Origin of the sequence: Paenibacillus sp. SAF-068 (genome assembly GCF_051967555.1) — a bacterium.
Lineage (GTDB): Bacteria > Bacillota > Bacilli > Paenibacillales > Paenibacillaceae > Paenibacillus.
On record NZ_JBQCJX010000001.1, the window covers coordinates 2,590,249 to 2,607,846 of the forward strand.

Below are 17,598 nucleotides of genomic sequence, written 5' to 3' on the forward strand. Positions count from 1 at the left end.
GACTAATAATGGCAGGTAAAAAAAGGGTTAGAGTGAAGATAGGAGATGTCTTCGCAATAAGTCTTAATCAGAATCGTTATTGTTATGGCCAAGTTGTATCTGAAGGAAGGATATCAGATTGTATGATTGTATACGATATGGTTTCAATGGAACACCCAACGATCAGTGAAATTACGTCTAAACCAATCATTTTCTTAATCCAGACTGTAAACTCAAGAATTGAAGACGGGATATGGAGTGTGATTGGAAATGGATCAATCCCAAGCATGACATTTCCGTTGTACAAAGTGGAAACTGAAGATGGGTATATGCTGGTAGATCATAAGGGTGATGTTATTAATGAAGACCCCAGTGCTTCAGAGATCGAAGAAGTCCCCGAACTGGAGTCTTGGTCACCTGTTAGTCTAGAAAAGGCAGTCCATGCTAGATTTATAACTGGAGAATGGGACCCGTATTATAATGAGTTAATTTATACAGATTAAATAAAGAAACCTTGATGGGCTAATTGCCCTCAAGGTTTCTTTATTTCCTGCCAGCTTTCGAAGGAACTAAGGACAATGTACAATGACAAGTTACAGCTCAATAGCTTTAAGTCCGGATCCAAATTACATTGAGGATGAGTAAACATCAAACTACGCCGAATGTCGCGGGACAAGAACATTGTATGGACAAGAACATATACATATGTACAAAATACGAGTTTTGTGAAACAGTACTAACGATTTAAAAGCTGCACAGTGATTTCAACTCTGTACAGCTATTCTTTATAATACCTTGAGTTAATCCCAGACTACTTCTGTTCCTGCGATAAAGTCGTGAATCGCACGTCGATCTTCACGCATACCGACCATAAAAGCACTCACGATTACTCCGATACCCAAAGTTATTACATACACAAGTCCGGCCACAACAACTCGCATTAGCATCGTACCAATTTTTGGTGGTTCGTGTGTATCGTAGTTACGGATTCGGATTCCACATATACGTTTTCCGATCGTTCGACCATACCAGTAAACTGGTAATAAAATTGAATATAACGCACTAAGTAGTTTCGCAATCGGCTCATCCGTATCAAAATTACCCGTAATCACACCTGCGATAATCACTAACGGGATTGAAATAATAAGACTATCCAGTATGCTTGCTCCTAATCTAATCCAAAAACCTGCTTTATACAAAATGCTTTCCTCCAAACTAAAATTTTAAACTAAACTCTTGATGAACTCCTTTCATAAAACATTTATAAATTTATGTACGCAATTCAAATAGTATAACAGAAAATTTTACCTATTTACGATATAACTCCTATTTTTCTCATAAATCCTTGTGAATTTTATTACAAACCATCAGATATTTCTGACCTGCTTCCATTTCACTTATTACAATCAAAGATCCCCTTCATTGATTCGTAGCTCCCGCTTCGTAACAACAAAATAATAATTATGTAAACCAAGAAGGCTACTCAACTTTTGTTAAGTAGCCTTCTGTTCGTTCTGCATCTGCTCTCTTCGCCAAACCTTGCACTCCACAATGGCATAGACTACGCCGGCGATAGCAAAGAGCCAGACAGATGTCATTCGGTTGAGTTGATATCCTTTTACGAAATATGGACTGTACACTTGATCAAATACCCACAACCCTCCCCATCCAAAACCACCCATATATACGATAGTTCTCACTGCAAGAAAGCGCACACATTTCCGCAACAGCCATGAGAATGGACTCAGAATTAGAACATAAAAAGCCAATATATAATGACCGAATCCCAGGATGAGCGACAAAATATATATCAGGACCCCAAGATTACGCAAGCCATAATACTCTGTTGTTGTTATTTGGTACCCTTCAATCCTTTCAAGAACAATGAGTGCTGTAAAAAAAATCCCGATAAATAGTAGACCTGATACCACGTATCGTTGAACTGCGTTCATTAACATCAGATCCCCCCTTATGTATAGACGCAGCCAGAAGCGTTCAAGTTACATCATTTTTTTATATCTAAAGAAGCCATATTGGACATATGGCCTCTGACTTTGATCGGTTATGAAATGACACTCACATATGGAATGCTTTCCAGAACGAACCTTCTGTATTAATGATATCCTTGATCTGGACAAACGGAATTGTAAACGTTGGAAACCCCGCCGCATAAGGTGCGATATCATATGGATTGAAGTAGAGATGCAACGCATCTGCAGTGACAAAAAACGGCTGATCCGCACTAATCCCCGTATAAGTGTCCGGAAACACATACGAGTATTGAGGATCATTTTTGATCTGATCCCCCACAATCTGGCTTAACACTTTGACATAGTCACTATTCGGTTTAAATAAATCCTTCAGCTCATACAACTGACCATTCGTCAGGTTAATAATCGCATAGATCATCGTAGGCATACCATGCGCTGCACCCGCCGGATAGTTATAACCTGTGAGTTGCAGCTGCAACAATTGCTGCTGATAGAACGTAATATCATAATCCCCTGTATATGTGTAATCCAGCTGCTGATCGGCAGGGATCGGTTTAACTTGGGAGAGTTGCTTCAACTTGGCATTCAGGGCAAGCTGCTCCGCTTGGTTCGTTAATCCCTCGACCTGCGGGTAATATACGAGATAGTCCCTGTTCGGTTTGTACTTCTCTTCGCGTACACGGTACGGCGGATGAAGTGGTACGATTGTATTTTGCCGCCAGATGATCTGTCCTGCCCGGTTTACATAAGATAAGCGCTGGTCTACATATGCCTTAATCAGATCTGGTGCCACGACCTCCAGCGTACCCGAACCTTCTACATAAGGATACCCAGCGGCAGGCCTCCCACTCAGATCCAGCAGATAGGTCTGTCTTCCGTCCGATGCAGATGCCAGACCGTGTGTATAATTGCCTACATCGCGATATACGAACTCCGTAAGCCTTCTACCGTTAGTCTCTGCAATCGCGTATACAGAGCCAATATAAGGCTGCTCCGGATTAATTGCTTGACCCAGCGCATAACGGTGCTCGCCTAGTTCGCGGATGTCATTATACGCGGGTTGAATAATAAATGATCCCTGCGTATTAATGACACCATAGATCGATTTGTAATCCTCCGCTGTATTGACAATCGCTTGGCCGTCGCTAAAAGGAAATGCTGATGAAAATTTGGGTTGAATGCGAATATTGCCCCGTTCATCGATGTACCCATATTTGCCCGAGAGCTCTTTTTGAAAAGCAAGCAGTCCATCCCCAAGTGGTCCCACATAGGCATAGGGATAAGTAGCGAGTCGTTGTCCATTGCGATTAATAAGCGCATATTCGTTGTCCTTGATCTGCACAACCGCTTTGCCATCTTGAAAATCATTCGCCGTAGCAAACTGTGCCGGTATCACCTCATTACCCGAAGCATCCAAATAACCATACCGACTCACTGATCCATCTGCCTGACCAGGGTTTGAATCGTAAAATAATGCTCGGCCGTCCTTCATATTCGAGATATACGGGTATGCCCGTTTGGTCAGGACTGTACCTTGTTCATTAATCATCTTAAAACCTTGAGAATCAATGGTTATCGCCCGTTCTTCAGAAAAGGAATTGATGGAATCGTATACAGGTTGAACGACATACTGCCCTTGAAGATTAATTACTCCAGCATGACCATCCTTTACAACCACAGCCAATCCATTGGGCTGGAACGCTTGCGCGTCATCCAGAACCGGCTCAAGCCGAATATGACCTTGGGCATCCATATATCCCCATCGCGTCCCACTCGTGGTTCGAACGGAGATGGGGTATAACCATGTCGTTACCCGAGCATAGCTTATGGGGACCATCGCCTGCTTAATTTTCTTTTCAAGTTCCTGTAGTACCTCTCTGGAAGGATACGCTTCCGGAAAGCTGAGTGCCTTCTGAACTGAAACGAGTGCTGACGGATACTGACCCGCATGGTACTGAGCATCTGCAAGGTAATACCAGTAAAAGATATAATCAGGATATTGCTCGGTTAGTTGCTCGTAATATTGCACCACTTTGGGATAATAGGTTGCATATACGTCTGGTGCTGGAACCCATTTCCCATTCTGCCATCGGATAATCTCTACACGATAGGCTTCCCCTGTATCATGTATCCAGAGTGCAATCTCCACCTTGCCATCTCGACCATGTGAACCGGGCATATCTATAATCTCAGCATAGCTATAATATAGATCGTCAGGCGCCAGATCTTTGAGCCCTGATTCAGTCCACTCATATACGGCAAGCTTAGACCAGATAGATCCAATCCGCCAACCGATGATGAGGTTGTTCCTTGCCGTTGAAGTTACAGGGGCTGCTGTCATTAAAGTCACCCCATACCCCAATCCCTTAATTAGTGCCATCTTGATCCAATGTCCTTGAACAAATTTCAAGATGAGCAAATACAGCTCACCATTCAACTGGTAGACTGCCGCAATCTCCGGCATACCGTCACCGGTAAGATCCGCCGCATAGATCGCTGGATGTTGAACAGGTTTATCAATAGTGACGACCGTTGCACCAGCCGGAATATGTTGATTCACAATCTGCGTTAACAGCGGTTCGCTCATGGACATTTCAGTTTCCTCCCTTATGACCGCATTCGCCTAATGGTATGCGTCATAAATCGGGATATGACATGTAATTCATTTTATATAAGTTGAACTAAAGAATATTCACACTTACCACTCCGATGACAGAACAACCTTCCGATCGCTGTTATCCCCAGATTTTTTGATTCACTTATACAAAGGTGAAAATCTGGCGATAAAGGCGAACGCTCCGCTTCTTCAGGTTCTTTCTGTCCTCTACGTTCTCGTGTGAAGGTTTAGTTAAATTCATAGTTAACTGATTCACTTTTCATATTATTTATCTTGCAAAATCACTTTCTCTCCATTGAGTAGCAAATAGCTCACATCATTCACTGGAATGGTTGTAGGGGATATCCACTTGATGAGATCCTGATCCAGCTGGAGGAAACCTGATGCAGCGGTTAATGTAGTACCATCCTTCAGGTGTACTTCAATACGCAGATCCTCCATCTGAATCTTGCTCAGTGCCTCACCTGTAATCGTGACACCAACCGAGGAAAGAGTTACATTTGCCTCTAAACCTCCATTTGCATCAAGCTGAATGTTTCCTGTTCTATTCAAAGCATTTTGACTCAGGTTAAAGGTCGTTTTCCAATTTCCCTGCACAACTTCACTAATGCTTGTAAAGCTCCCTTGAAGTCTCAGCGTATCTAATTGGTCAACAGCGGACAGATCATACACAAACTCCCTATAATCTCCTCCATACCTAACCCCATCTTTCACATAGTGTCCATAGCTAATGGAGTATTCAGGTATATCGAGCTTTTGACCTTGCTCATCCGTGAAGTAGAAGTACCCATGATTGTACTCCCCTATTTCATTATCCGGATCAATCTGAATGTGTAACTTGCCATCCACAAAACCCATATTGGAAATATGCATCCAAGCAATACCCTCAACAGGGATATTCGTTACATCCTGATGCAATACCGGAATTGGATCGGTTTCCAATTGAATATCGGTTTTACCTCCCAAGCCGCTTATGCGATCTCGATCCAGGATTTCATAGCTATTGATTTTCTTTTCTTGTAGTAACTGCTCCCAGTCCACTTGTACGTTGTAACCATCTTGAAGAGATGTACCCGACATCAGCGTATTAATCTGAACTGTAATTCGGTTCTTGGTGACTTTTCCTTGAATGAGGAATCGAACAATAGCCGTTTTCTCCGCATCATCATAATGAATAATCTGAGCGTTGTTTGCATTACCTCCGGTTACCCTGTAATCATATACATCCAGTGTATCATCAATACGATGTCCGGTCAGATCCGACAATGAAACATAGATCTCGGTCGTATCTCCGTCCCTGACAGCACCTATAATCTCCATTCGAATCCCTTGATCTTCACTCACCTGATGAACAGGCTGAAGAATGCCTAACCGATCTGCACCTATAAAATGAAGAACGGAAGACAGGTCGATGATTCCCATGGATGCAGCTGCTCCTGTAACGAGACTTAACGATAACGCAGCGGTTAAAGGAATATAGATCGCTTTGCGATACCTTCTTTTCCTATTCATGGACTTCTTGATCTGTATGGATGGATATAAATCGGGTGAAGTTAAAAACGAATCTGATTTAGTCAAGGTTCTTGGTTCATTCAGCGCCAATTTATCATAGAATAACTTCTTAATGTTAAAAAGGTTCTGCTCAGTGAATTCTTTTTCGGATTCTCGCATTTGATCGCCTCCTTTATTTCCTGTTCATCCACCATGTCCTCAATCGTTGCCTGGAGCGATAAAGCTTGTTATGGACTTGCCTAACGTGCAGAGACAATGCTTCCGATATTTCATGTGGTTTCTGTCCTTCGTAAAACCGACGCTTCATAATTTCCCGTTCCGGTTCTGGAAAAGATTCAATCATGTGAGTAAGTTCCGTATACATCTCTTTACTGATCATCTGAACCAACAAATCCTCCGTTTGCACCAAATGAATCTCTTCTTCATATGTAAGCTCAGATCTTCTCTTAAGTTTCCTGTAGCGATCAATTGCTTTATGTTTGGTGATCAATGCAAGGTAATTTTTCAGGCTACTTAGCCCAGATTGGAACGCATCCGGATTCTGCCAGAAAGCAAAAAATGTATCTGCAACGCATTCTTCAATCTCTTCTGTCGATGCATGATATAGGATGGAATGAGCAATCTTCCATAACAAACCTGCGTAATGATTCATCACCCATTCCATAGCCTCCGGATCACGATTCGCCACTGCCTTTCGTATTTGTTCTTCTTCCACAATTATATATTCCTCCCTTCCATGCTCATATGAGTCACGAATGTTCGTGTTGATCCGTGCTTCCTACCTATATTCGTTTGGCAAATGACTTTTACTTACTCCACGATAAAAAAAGATTTGCAGTGACCTTGTGGCCTTCTGCAAATCTTCTTATATTCTATAAATACATCTTATTTATTACATCATATCGCTTTATGTGCCTTAGCTTCGGTAACTAACCAATATCACGCCTCTTCTTGCACAACAAGCTGTACATATTGGGTGAGACGACAATACTGAAATAACAGCAGCTCTTCATGACCTTGCCCAAGAGCCACGCTACGCCCTTCCTTGATCACGTGATTCAACAACTCATGCAGGAAACTCATCTGCAACCGCAAGGATTCCGCTGCAAGCTGCTCAAGTACTTCAATATCGCGGATTGCAAACTGGGATACCCCACGCAGGAGAAGCTCTTCTGACCAGCCGCTAATACGCTGCATGAACTGATTATATTCTTCCAAGTCTCCCCATCCTTCCATTCCCAATATCCAGTTTCAGACTGAGCACCGTTTGACCCTTCAGGAAACTGATTGGGCTAATGCGTTTGGCTCCCACCCGCACAAAGGCATAGAAGTGTTCAAGTGATTGGGAACCATATCCTGACTCCAGTCTTTGGATCATCGTCTGCCAATCCACTGAATACGGGAGAGCAAGAGTTAATAGTTCTCCATCGGCACTCTCAACCTTTAGGACAAGATCTTGCGTTTGTTTGACAAAGCTGTGGTCCACAATTCGGGTAACTTTGATCACAGCCAGCCGTTCTCTAGGCGCAGCGAATAAGTCAAATGTTCGCGATTCCTCTTGAAGTACTGACGATGCATCTTGCATGGTCTTACCCATTTGTAACGTCTCCACAGCCGAACGCGGCAAAATGGCAAGCTTGGCACCTTCCCCGGAAGATATCCGGCGTTCTTCATTCACTTTAACGGATTGGAATTGAACTTCTTCACCCGCCAACTGGCGAAAGGTCAGATGAGGCAGCCAAGGTGTGAATGCACCATAATGCTCTGTATATGAGAACTGCTGATCATCATAATACACAGCACGTACATCACTATAGGTGTAGATTTCCTCATCATCGAAACAATAGAAATAATAGGTGATACCTCGGAAACCGGATCGAGTTTCCCATGCATCGGCTCCCAGTCCATATAGGTGAAGTGAAGGAACCGTAAAGTATTTACTTCGAAAACTGCCAATGAGCTGACTCTGCTGAATGGTCGATACCTTTGTCTCTTCAAGAACCTGGAGTGCAAGATACAGCTTGCTTACCCGATCCAGCATGGATTGCATGGAGAAACGGATATGTCTGTTGAAAAACAACTGTAGTTCGCCTTGAATCCCTCGCAGACTACGTTCGATGTCAGGCAGATTGCCACTATGGGCTGCGATGGCCAAAGTCTCCAGTTGTGCCATATAGGACTGAGGAAGACGGGCCAGTCCCGTCTTCAACAACCCTGCCAGCATCATGCGACATTCCTGCACCGTCTGCAGAGAAAACTTGGCTTCGTATACTCTTCCACTTAATGCATCCGTATCATCCAACCCTTTTAGTGCACGATATCGTAGCAACGCTTCAAGTTTGGCCATCTTTCCGGCTGTCTGCGGTACCTTACATAACGCTTTTGCAAGGCTAGCTTCCTCGGTAAAAGACACCTCAATATTCTGGGCTGTCAGATGTACCGTAAGAAGTGAATCTTCAATGATCTTAATTTCTTCTGGGTACCTTAGTCGGAAAACAACTTCCTCTATCATGGAAGAACTGTATGGTTTAATCAGTGGTGTCAGATCAGACTCCGTCATCCAGCGGAAGCGCGAATTGATCTCACGAGGCACCCCAGGCGGAACTTCACCGGGATCTTCCATGTTTGATCCTACGTTTGACACAGAGTCTGTTAATGTTACCCCTTTTGATACGTCCAACGAATCATGTTCCGATATCCCTGAGTCCTTATCTGGCATTTGCTGCTCGTCAACACTGATCGAATCCTCTAACGAATGTTCCCGTTGATCATATAGTATGGCGATCAGCACATGCTTGCAGATATGCTCTGATGGACAGGAACAATCCCAATGATCCAGCGTATTCTCAAGCGTACAGTGTGTCCCATCACTTAACTCGCAACTCACGGATGATGCATTCCATGTGTACGTTACACTTACACCATTGTCCAACTCTTTCAAAGACCTTTTGTACAATCCCTTGTTTGCGTACCGGATCAGATAATCCTCTGTGCACAGCTTCGAAAAAATCCGGAATTTCTCCTTGAATGCACTCACGTTATCAACGCCCCGTTGCTCTCAAAATATCGTAGATCGTTTCACTGAATACGCGACCTGGAACGTTGCCGAGAGTCATGGGTTTGTTATCACCGTAGTAATAATATTGCTTGTTCTTAGGTTTAAAGAAATGTAGGGATTCCAGGGTAATGTCATCCAATCCCTCGTAATACGAAATACTCGTACCACTGAATTGCAATTCCGCAACAAGATCACCGTACTCTTTATAAAATTCATGATACCAGCCGCCGTCCTGTGCCTGTCCTTTGATCCAACCGTATTTCTCCAGTGCTTTGGGGAAAGACGTTGGTGAGAAGTCGGACTCAGGCAGACGATCGTATTCATTCTTCGTCTTGTCCTCATCTTCAGGCTGATGGATTTCACGAGTCAGTTGTTCAAACGGCTGTTTGATCTCGTAATCCTCCAACTGGGTTGTCCAACCTTCAAGCGTCGCCTGATCCAGTTCCAATGGATGTATGAGTCCCACCTGTGCACCTGAAGGCAGATCAACCTCATCCTCATCCACGGAATTAAAGGTACCGTCCTCCATATAACGGAACGTACTGGTCAGAACGCCATCCTCATACGTTCCCCAGATCAGACCAACAGCGAATTTTTGCATGATGACATTATCGACAAACAGGTTTTTCCACTCGTCGGCAGACCACAGACGTTGCTTGGACAATGACTCTTCCAGACGCTGCGCCTGAATGTTAACCATGGATTTGAGATCTTTTTTCAGCTGCGTGAAACGTGCCTTGGACTGTGCAGCGAGTTCAGCATCGTCTTTCTGTGCAGGAGCAGGCAGACTCTTCACGGATTTGCCTGTTTCTTCATTGAGAACAACCACTTGCAAGTCTCCATTGACCTTAATGAGGAAGGAACGCTCTCCGTAACTCAACTGCATGGTTCCTTTTTCATCAAAACCAAGCGTAGTGACCAGCCGATCTTCCAATTGTTCCGAGGTAAGTCCCATATTATCGGCTGCAAGCTGCAACGCCTCTTCTGCTGCACCTTTCACCTGACGGTTCTTCACGCCACGTTTGATCTTGTCAATCGCCATAAGAGCAGATGGATCTTTCAGATAAGCGAGCACTTTTACAGCATCTGCTGCAATCGCGCCACGACTGTTTTCGGTCCATTCCTTAATTTGCGGAGCCAGAATATTCACAATCTGAAGATCACCAAAGAGTGCTGAAACATACATCACCCACTTCTCTTTCGCAGGAGCACCTTCCTGAATCCAGACCTGAAGCAATTCACTTGCAAAACGAGCGAGCGATGCCTCACTTACGTAGTCCCGTAATTCATTTAACCTTTCATTGGGACCAGATGTATGATCCAGCGATTGCACCAGCACATAAAGCTTAATTCGGTCATCTACCGGCTGATTATCTTCTGTCCGTATCAGGGAAGGGAGATCTTTCAGCGACAACCAGCTTAGTCTGGACAGCTTTTTGCTATCTGCCTGATCAGCAAGCGCAGCATGAGCATACTCCGGACTCAGATCTGCGGTATCCAGCAGAATTTGAATCAGGTTCTTCCAATCCGCTGCCTTCTCTTTCTTCAAAAGCTCACCATACAGCTCTTTGCTGTTTTTCAGACTGCGAATTGCGGTCAGAGCCATCTCTTTGATTCCCACTTTTTTCTCCGAAAGGTAAACGAGCGTATACAACTCCTGATCAGGTATCCGATTGAATTCGGCTAACGCCACACCGTTGGCTTTCTTGGACGAATCCTGCAATCCGGCACGAACTGCTTCGGCCAATTGTTTCTTCGAGAGCTCATCACGCTGTTCAAAAGTGATCTCCAGAACTAAAATACGCGTATCCGTTGGCAGTTTCTTGTACTGTGTCAGTGCATAGTCCAGATTCTGCTGAATGATTCGGCGGTATTCGTCATGTGGCATGGCTTTGTATCTGTAGTCGGTCATGCCATTAAGAGAGATCAGGCTGGTCAGCAATTTCTCACGTTGCACCTCAGGATCCTGTCCATAACGTTGAAGCAGTTTCTCTCCACTAAACGCGTATGAATTATACATGTCTGAGACAATATCCAGCGTCCAATCGGGATGAGTAGTCAGGATTGCGAATCTGCGCATCGCTTCCGACTCCATCGGCAGAAAACTAATGCTGATGAGATTATGAACGCGCTTCTTGTCCCGATTCAGTTGATTAAACAACGCGCGACTATTCGAGTCTTGCCAATATTCCTCAAGGGTGTTTTCCCCACTCAAGTATCTTGCAATCGCAATTCCCTGGCGTCCCCCATCCAATGGATGCCGAAGAGCGTTGAATACCGCTTGCTCCAAGGAACAATCCGCATTAGGCAGCTCCAATCCCTGATCCTCCATGAATTTTTGAATGCAAAGTTTGAGGAATGGCGCTTTGATCAACTCGTAAGCTCGAATCGCTTGTTCAGGATGATTCGTGATCGCGGATCGTAACATGTTCCAGGATACGGTGTACATATTAAGCTCGTCCCTCAGCATTTCAACCAACTGATAAGGCTCATCCAGAGGGACAAGTCCAGCAAGCAAATCATTGGGACTCTTTGCTCTCGGGTCCATACTCAGCAAGTAACTTCGAACTTCAAGTGGATAAATCTCATGTAACTGATGCAGGGTGTGAAGCAAAATATCTCCAATCTCACTCTTCGTATCAAGAAACCGTTGTTTGCCTCCACTAATATTAATCAGGTACAACAAGGCACTGCTCACCAGTACCATTGTTTGATGGAATACAGCATGTGAACATTGCTCTTTAGGAGAGTAAGACGTATTGGGGTACATTTCAGCTATGAGCTGATTACGCTTCTCCTTGAGGAATTCATCCTTCAATTCCTGGGAAGATCCGTTATGCTTCCCTTGAATGTTACTGACCACTATAGGTTCAATCAACGTATGTAGCTCATCCCGCAACTGATCCGAATCATTCGCCATCACATGTTGAAACAACATTGGTAACGATTGCGCAGCAGATTCAACCTCTGCATGAGAAGGGGTATCACTCAGCTTCGAATATAGTTGCAGGAGCATTAATGCATTAATGACATCCCGATAATTCCCCTGACTGTCCGCTTTTTTGGAATCAAAAAGCCACTGGGCACGTTTTAATTTGCTCTTTAATTCAGCCAGAATTTCGTTTTCGCCTGCAAACTGTCTGATCTTCTCCAACCGGGCCAACAACTCGCCCATACGATCTGAACTTTTGCTCTTCCCGCTTAAGCCGTAAGCTTCTGAATCATTTCCCATACAGATGGTAAAGGCATCCGTTCTCCATGTATTTCTTTTGGAATACGTCGATTCCAGATATATCACAATAGCCCCGGCACGGTAAAAGATGTCTCCATCCTCTTTTTTGGCGAGCTTCATGAGCAGATCAATCGTTTGATATACATAATGACTCGAATTTCCCAACATATCCGGGAACTTGTCTGTCGTTCCCAAGACATAATCAATAATCTCGGAGCTTCGATCTGTTTTTAATGAGTACTCATTGGAACACGTTACTGCGAATTTCTCCACCAACGTTTCTACTGCACGGTCTGCGGTAAGCATTATACATTCCTCCTTGAATTTAAGTGATGATCTCGCCAATCCAATCCGCGAGTTCGTTAGGCGTAATGGCTGCTACATGTGCGCCCATATTGGTTAATGTCTGTGCGGCATGTTTGTTATAGACTGAATCCCCGTTAAAATCGAGTACGGTGAGAACCAGCAATTTGCAGCCTGCATCGATGATATCTTTACAGGCCTTGTACATCTGCGCAATCGGGTAACCTTCCTCCAGGTCACTAACCAGAATAAAGATCGTTTTGCCCGGATTATCGATCAGTGTCTCCCCATAACGTAACGCTTTGGTAATATGTGTTCCCCCGCCGAGCTGCACATTCATAAGTACGTCTACGGGATCTTCCAGCCTGTCGCTCAGGTCAACCACCTGCGTATCAAATATGAACAGTTTGGTGCGTAGCGCATTCAAGCGATAGAAGATGCTGGCCATTACCGAGCTATAGATGACTGAATCCAGCATACTGCCACTTTCATCCACACCAATGATGATGTTCCACTTGTTATGAGGCTGTATATTCCCGTCGAAATAGAGGCGATCAATCACAAATCTGCGCTTGTTTTTATCATAATTCTTCAAATTTTTGGTGATGGTTCTTTTGAAATTCAGATTGCGTAAGGATCGTACTGAACTGGAGGTATAGCGACTGCGCTTGCCCATTATACTGGCTCGAGTCTGAGATTCCAGTTTGCTTCGGAGTTCCTCAACCACCGTTCGCACAATCTCTTTGGCGCTCTTTAACACCTCACCTTTCATCCGTCCTTTGAACTGCATAATGTTCTTGAGCAGATTCATATTGGGTTCGAGAGATTCAAGCAACTTTTTGTCAGTTAACAATTCAGTCAGTCCATAGCGGTCGAGCGCCTGTTTCTCCAAGATTTCTACCGTTGATTTGGGGAATAACTCCCTGACCTTGTGCAACCATTTCGGTACAGTCAGATTGGACGCACCACGTCCTCCCTCTTTTCGGTAACCTTGTTCTTCACCGTATTCACGGTTATAGAGATACCCCAGAATCTCATCCATTTCCGTATATTGAAATTCATTCGAAGTGTATTGGTCTGTAGTACACAGCCCTTCTTCGGCCGATTCACCGAGAATCAGACGCCAGCGATTTAAGGTTTCAGCAGAAGAATGCTCCCCTCGGTTGCTTCCATCCAGATTGGAACTTTCATTGTTATCCCTGGATTCGTCCGCTTTCCGATTTGCCTCATTCATATTAGCTTCCATGCGGCAAACTCCTTTCGAAGCGCTTCGTCCCATGCTTTGGACTGGATCAGCATCTGTTCATCAACCGCTGGCCTTGACATCTCTCCTGGTTCAACCTGATGCAGACTTGCCACCCGTTCAGCAATTAACCCCGTCTCCATTGGTGTAAAGTAGGTGAAAGCCAACCGCAATTCCGGAACCATGCTGATGAAGTCGTCGTATGATAGCTTTTCAATCAAAACATTCAACTCGGATAAGAGCTGATCTTCATATAAAAAAGCGTCACGTGCTACCGTGAATACGCCCTGTAAAAAAAGTGCCGTTTGACGGGTCTGATCCGGTGTACCATGGATATACCCGCGAGCACGATCAACAATCTCATCCTTGGGCCTGTCGCCGAGCCCAGAGGAAATAGCCACACACACACCCTCCAGTTGAGCCGGAAGCTGGTGATCAGACAGAAGCTCATTCAGATGAATTCGGAATGTCTCATCCCGAAAATACGCCTCTGATGACTCCGCGAGCATGGCTAACAGCTTCAATCCCTGAATAATGGCTTCATGTTCATCCGGATTGGCTCTGGAGAGCTGTAGCAGCTTGTCCACGGCGTTCCTATACGCTTCGGATACAAGATCAGGGAGATGCTGCTCTTCAGATAATCCCAGTAGCCTGCGGTGCTGGTGAATTCGGTTCAAGACTTGCAGGCTGTGACATAAGGATAGAAAATTCCCGTCGGTTCTCAGCGCCGAGCGCACCTGTTCATAGAGCTTCATCGCTGTGTCTTGAAGTCCCATGAGCAGTGCTTGAAGCATAAGTCGGGCAAGTTCACCGCTATGATGATCCGGGATCTCCTGCATTTGTTCTTCCATTTTGCGTGTGGCTGCTCCAGCAAGCGTTCCGCCATAGAGGGAGTTCTCAATCACTCTGGCCTCTATACGGGAAGAGTACATATAAACCCAGGTTTCGCGAACCAGATTCATGTCACGCTCTGCGATCCAGTCCGGCCCCGATTGCCGTTTCGCGAATTCAGGAACCAGATAGGTGATGCATTGAATCAACTGACTGATCTGACGATGCTCCGGTTTCGCATACAGATCCAGCACTTTCTTGTGTTGTCCTGTTGTGCGAATCTGCAATTTGTAGACTGTACAGCGCGCCTTGAAATCCTCCACGATGGGGATACTGAATGAATTGGGAGCCACGCTTCCAATAACGTCTCCTGTCAATAACTGCTGCAGCTCTTGCAACGGTTTATCGGTAGCCAAGGTAAGCTCCCCCTTCACAAAGGAAGAGAGTGCTGCATCCATCAACTCGTAGACGCCGCCTTCCCTTTTACCCCGTAGCCCGGCAAGCCCCTGAATCATACTGTACGCCTCAATCGCATCACTGGTCGATACATGTTCGTGACTGTCCCGTAATTTGCGCATCAGCCGAGATAACAAGTCCAGAGCCGTTAGATTGTAAGGTGTACTCTTCTTGCGGAGCAGCTGGTTCCAGATCTGATCGTAATAATTCACATAAGGCATGCCGCTTGCATATCCATTAAGCCGATCTGCTTCAGCAAAGGTATAGACCATCGGGTACATCTGTTGGTGAATCGTAATTGGTTCATCTGAACATTGATCCGCCTGCTGTTTATCCATCTTCGACTGTTTCAAGACGGATTCATGTCTCTCCGCCACTAACAGTCCATACGTATGAAATCCACCGGTAATGACAAGCACACGGTCATATTCCTGTACCGCTTGTTGAATACGTTCTTTCATATGTGCTTCCCTTGCCAGATCACCGTTAGAGTGTAATTGTTCCGTGGAATAGCACATTCGGGAAAGCGTACAATACGTGAATACATCCCGTACGAACTCCGGAGTGGATTTTTCCAGACCGCCAATCTCAAACACTTTTTCCCACAATTCATCAAAACTGCGACAGTTTGTTTTTTGGCACAACCGGTTAATGAAGTCAGACCCCGCAAGCAAGGTTTCGTCTTGAATGGAAATCTCCTTTTGCTCTATCTGTCCGGATTTGGATGCACGTGTGGTGAAATGTTGATAGTCCAGATCAATAAACCTCGCCGGAATATCCAGTCGTTTTGCTTCTTTCAAAGCCACATATTCAGGCGAATAACGAAGCATCGGATAATAGCAGGCTTCTCTCTCCAGTTCACTCTCATAAGTGTAGTACAGACTGACAGGAGGTAAGGTTGCCTCATCACTCAGTACCGAAATGAATGGATTACCGCTCTCTGGTCCTTCGATCAGAATGATATCCGGCTTGTACTCTTCGATTAAACGTAACAAGTGATATGAACATGCAGGACTATGGTGTCGTATTGGATAATAGACCGTATGATTACTCAGGTTACACACTTGGGATTCGAACAAGGATTGCAACTGATCAACGTCAGGGTCCAACACTGCTGTTAACCGATCCATTTTCTCTCCTCATAATAGTCCTTCCACATTCCCTCTTCCCTGGAACGCTCTTTTACGACCTTGGAGAAGTAGGTTTTGAGAATGGACAGATCCTTGTCGTTTTCCTTTGCAATGGTCCCCAGCATGTTCTGCACCAACCGATCCAGCGCAATAGCCTTATCTTCGTAATAATAGGAGGTCATCGCACTCTGGACATAGACAGACACTGCTTCTGCCGTACTCATGGATGCTTGAGGTGTGTCCAGCTTGTAGCCTTCCCGTGTCATGCCAGTGCGCAGTTCCATAAATGTTGTAGCCAGCAATTCGACCACATCCGGCTTAATTTCAATATCAATTCCACTATGTAATAACAGGCTTCGTGCCTGGGATTCAATAATTTTGGCTTCCATCTTCACGTTATGAATGGGCTTGATCGTTTCGAAATTGAACCGACGTTTCAAGGCACCGCTCATTTCATTTACACCTTTGTCCCGAATATTGGCTGTAGCGATAACGTTAAATCCCGGCTGGGCAAATAGTACACCGCCATCCAGTTCAGGAATGCTCATGACCTTGTCACTGAGAATACTGATCAGACTATCCTGGGCTTCAGCGGGACAACGTGTAATCTCTTCAAATCGGGTAAGAATGCCTTTCTTCATTCCGTTATATAACGGCGATGGTACAAGTGCGGCTTCCGAAGGGCCTTTATCCAGCAACATGGCGTAATTCCATGAATACTTGATCATGTCTTCCGTGGTACCTGCTGTACCTTGAATCGTGTTCAGACTCGTACCGGAGATCGCAGCGGTCAGAAGTTCACTAAGCATGGTCTTGGCTGTACCGGGTTCTCCCACGAGCATTAATCCCCGATTGCCTGCCAGAGTGACTACTGCGCGTTCAATCAGCACATCGTTGCCATAAAATTTGCGGGTTATCGGAATTTCTTCTCCATTGATCAGCGCAGGTTTGTCCCTGCCAATAATAAAATCGCGCACATAGGCAGGAGATAACAGCCAGTTCGGGGGCCGTTTCCCCTGATCCTCTTCTCGCAGTGCACATAATTCAACCTCGTATAATGTCTCGGCGGGTGGTTTAAGCATCTCCATCGTCAAGGTGTCTCCTCTCGCATAAACAGATCGTATGTTCTTATTCCTATCATTTTATCACAGCCCTCCAAGATCTACCCGGTAAAACGGTAAAAATGGTTGAAACGTCCTTCTTATCAGCACTTTCCCTAAGTCCATGGACATAGCCTCTAGCACAA

12 protein-coding genes are annotated in these 17,598 nt (G+C 44.9%); 1 reads left to right on the plus strand and 11 read right to left on the minus strand.

The features are described 5' to 3' along the window. Positions 1 to 8 precede the first annotated feature (8 nt). Positions 9 to 482: an Imm26 family immunity protein gene (locus tag ACTHPG_RS11130; protein ID WP_440389359.1), complete on the plus strand. Its 474-nt coding sequence runs from the start codon at positions 9 to 11 to the stop codon at positions 480 to 482. 297 nt (positions 483 to 779) lie between these two features. Here ACTHPG_RS11130 and ACTHPG_RS11135 read toward each other — a convergent pair whose 3' ends face one another. The 11 genes from ACTHPG_RS11135 to ACTHPG_RS11185 all read right to left on the minus strand — a co-directional run bounded on the left by ACTHPG_RS11135 (position 780) and on the right by ACTHPG_RS11185 (position 17,440). Further along, the gene (locus ACTHPG_RS11135; RefSeq protein WP_440389361.1) at positions 780 to 1,178 is read right to left on the minus strand and encodes an RDD family protein; all 399 of its coding nucleotides are present in this window, start codon (positions 1,176 to 1,178) and stop codon (positions 780 to 782) included. Positions 1,179 to 1,472: 294 nt separating this feature from the next. After that, complete coding sequence (locus ACTHPG_RS11140; RefSeq protein ID WP_440389363.1) at positions 1,473 to 1,937, minus strand: hypothetical protein; 465 nt, start codon at positions 1,935 to 1,937, stop codon at positions 1,473 to 1,475. A gap of 118 nt (positions 1,938 to 2,055) precedes the next feature. Next, on the minus strand, positions 2,056 to 4,563 hold the full coding sequence (locus ACTHPG_RS11145; protein ID WP_440389365.1) for a WG repeat-containing protein: 2,508 nt from the start codon (positions 4,561 to 4,563) through the stop codon (positions 2,056 to 2,058). A gap of 288 nt (positions 4,564 to 4,851) precedes the next feature. Continuing rightward, complete coding sequence (locus tag ACTHPG_RS11150) at positions 4,852 to 6,258, minus strand: hypothetical protein (RefSeq protein WP_440389367.1); 1,407 nt, start codon at positions 6,256 to 6,258, stop codon at positions 4,852 to 4,854. A gap of 13 nt (positions 6,259 to 6,271) precedes the next feature. Further along, a complete protein-coding gene (locus ACTHPG_RS11155; RefSeq protein WP_440389369.1) occupies positions 6,272 to 6,814 on the minus strand; it encodes a sigma-70 family RNA polymerase sigma factor in 543 nt (180 codons plus the stop codon). A 224-nt stretch (positions 6,815 to 7,038) separates the two neighbouring features. Next, positions 7,039 to 7,317: a hypothetical protein gene (locus ACTHPG_RS11160; protein WP_440389371.1), complete on the minus strand. Its 279-nt coding sequence runs from the start codon at positions 7,315 to 7,317 to the stop codon at positions 7,039 to 7,041. Beyond that, positions 7,304 to 9,136, minus strand: coding sequence for a hypothetical protein (locus ACTHPG_RS11165; protein ID WP_440389373.1), 1,833 nt, complete (start codon positions 9,134 to 9,136; stop codon positions 7,304 to 7,306). Before ACTHPG_RS11165 ends, ACTHPG_RS11160 begins: the two co-directional genes overlap by 14 nt. A gap of 4 nt (positions 9,137 to 9,140) precedes the next feature. Then, the gene (locus ACTHPG_RS11170; protein ID WP_440389374.1) at positions 9,141 to 12,695 is read right to left on the minus strand and encodes a DUF4132 domain-containing protein; all 3,555 of its coding nucleotides are present in this window, start codon (positions 12,693 to 12,695) and stop codon (positions 9,141 to 9,143) included. A 19-nt stretch (positions 12,696 to 12,714) separates the two neighbouring features. Further along, positions 12,715 to 13,938, minus strand: coding sequence for a VWA domain-containing protein (locus ACTHPG_RS11175; RefSeq protein WP_440389376.1), 1,224 nt, complete (start codon positions 13,936 to 13,938; stop codon positions 12,715 to 12,717). Beyond that, positions 13,923 to 16,352 carry a DUF5682 family protein gene (locus ACTHPG_RS11180; RefSeq protein ID WP_440389378.1) on the minus strand — a complete coding sequence of 810 codons (2,430 nt, stop codon included), beginning with the start codon at positions 16,350 to 16,352 and terminating at the stop codon, positions 13,923 to 13,925. Before ACTHPG_RS11180 ends, ACTHPG_RS11175 begins: the two co-directional genes overlap by 16 nt. Beyond that, on the minus strand, positions 16,340 to 17,440 hold the full coding sequence (locus ACTHPG_RS11185; RefSeq protein WP_440389380.1) for an ATP-binding protein: 1,101 nt from the start codon (positions 17,438 to 17,440) through the stop codon (positions 16,340 to 16,342). Before ACTHPG_RS11185 ends, ACTHPG_RS11180 begins: the two co-directional genes overlap by 13 nt. Between the last annotated feature and the right edge of the window lie 158 nt (positions 17,441 to 17,598).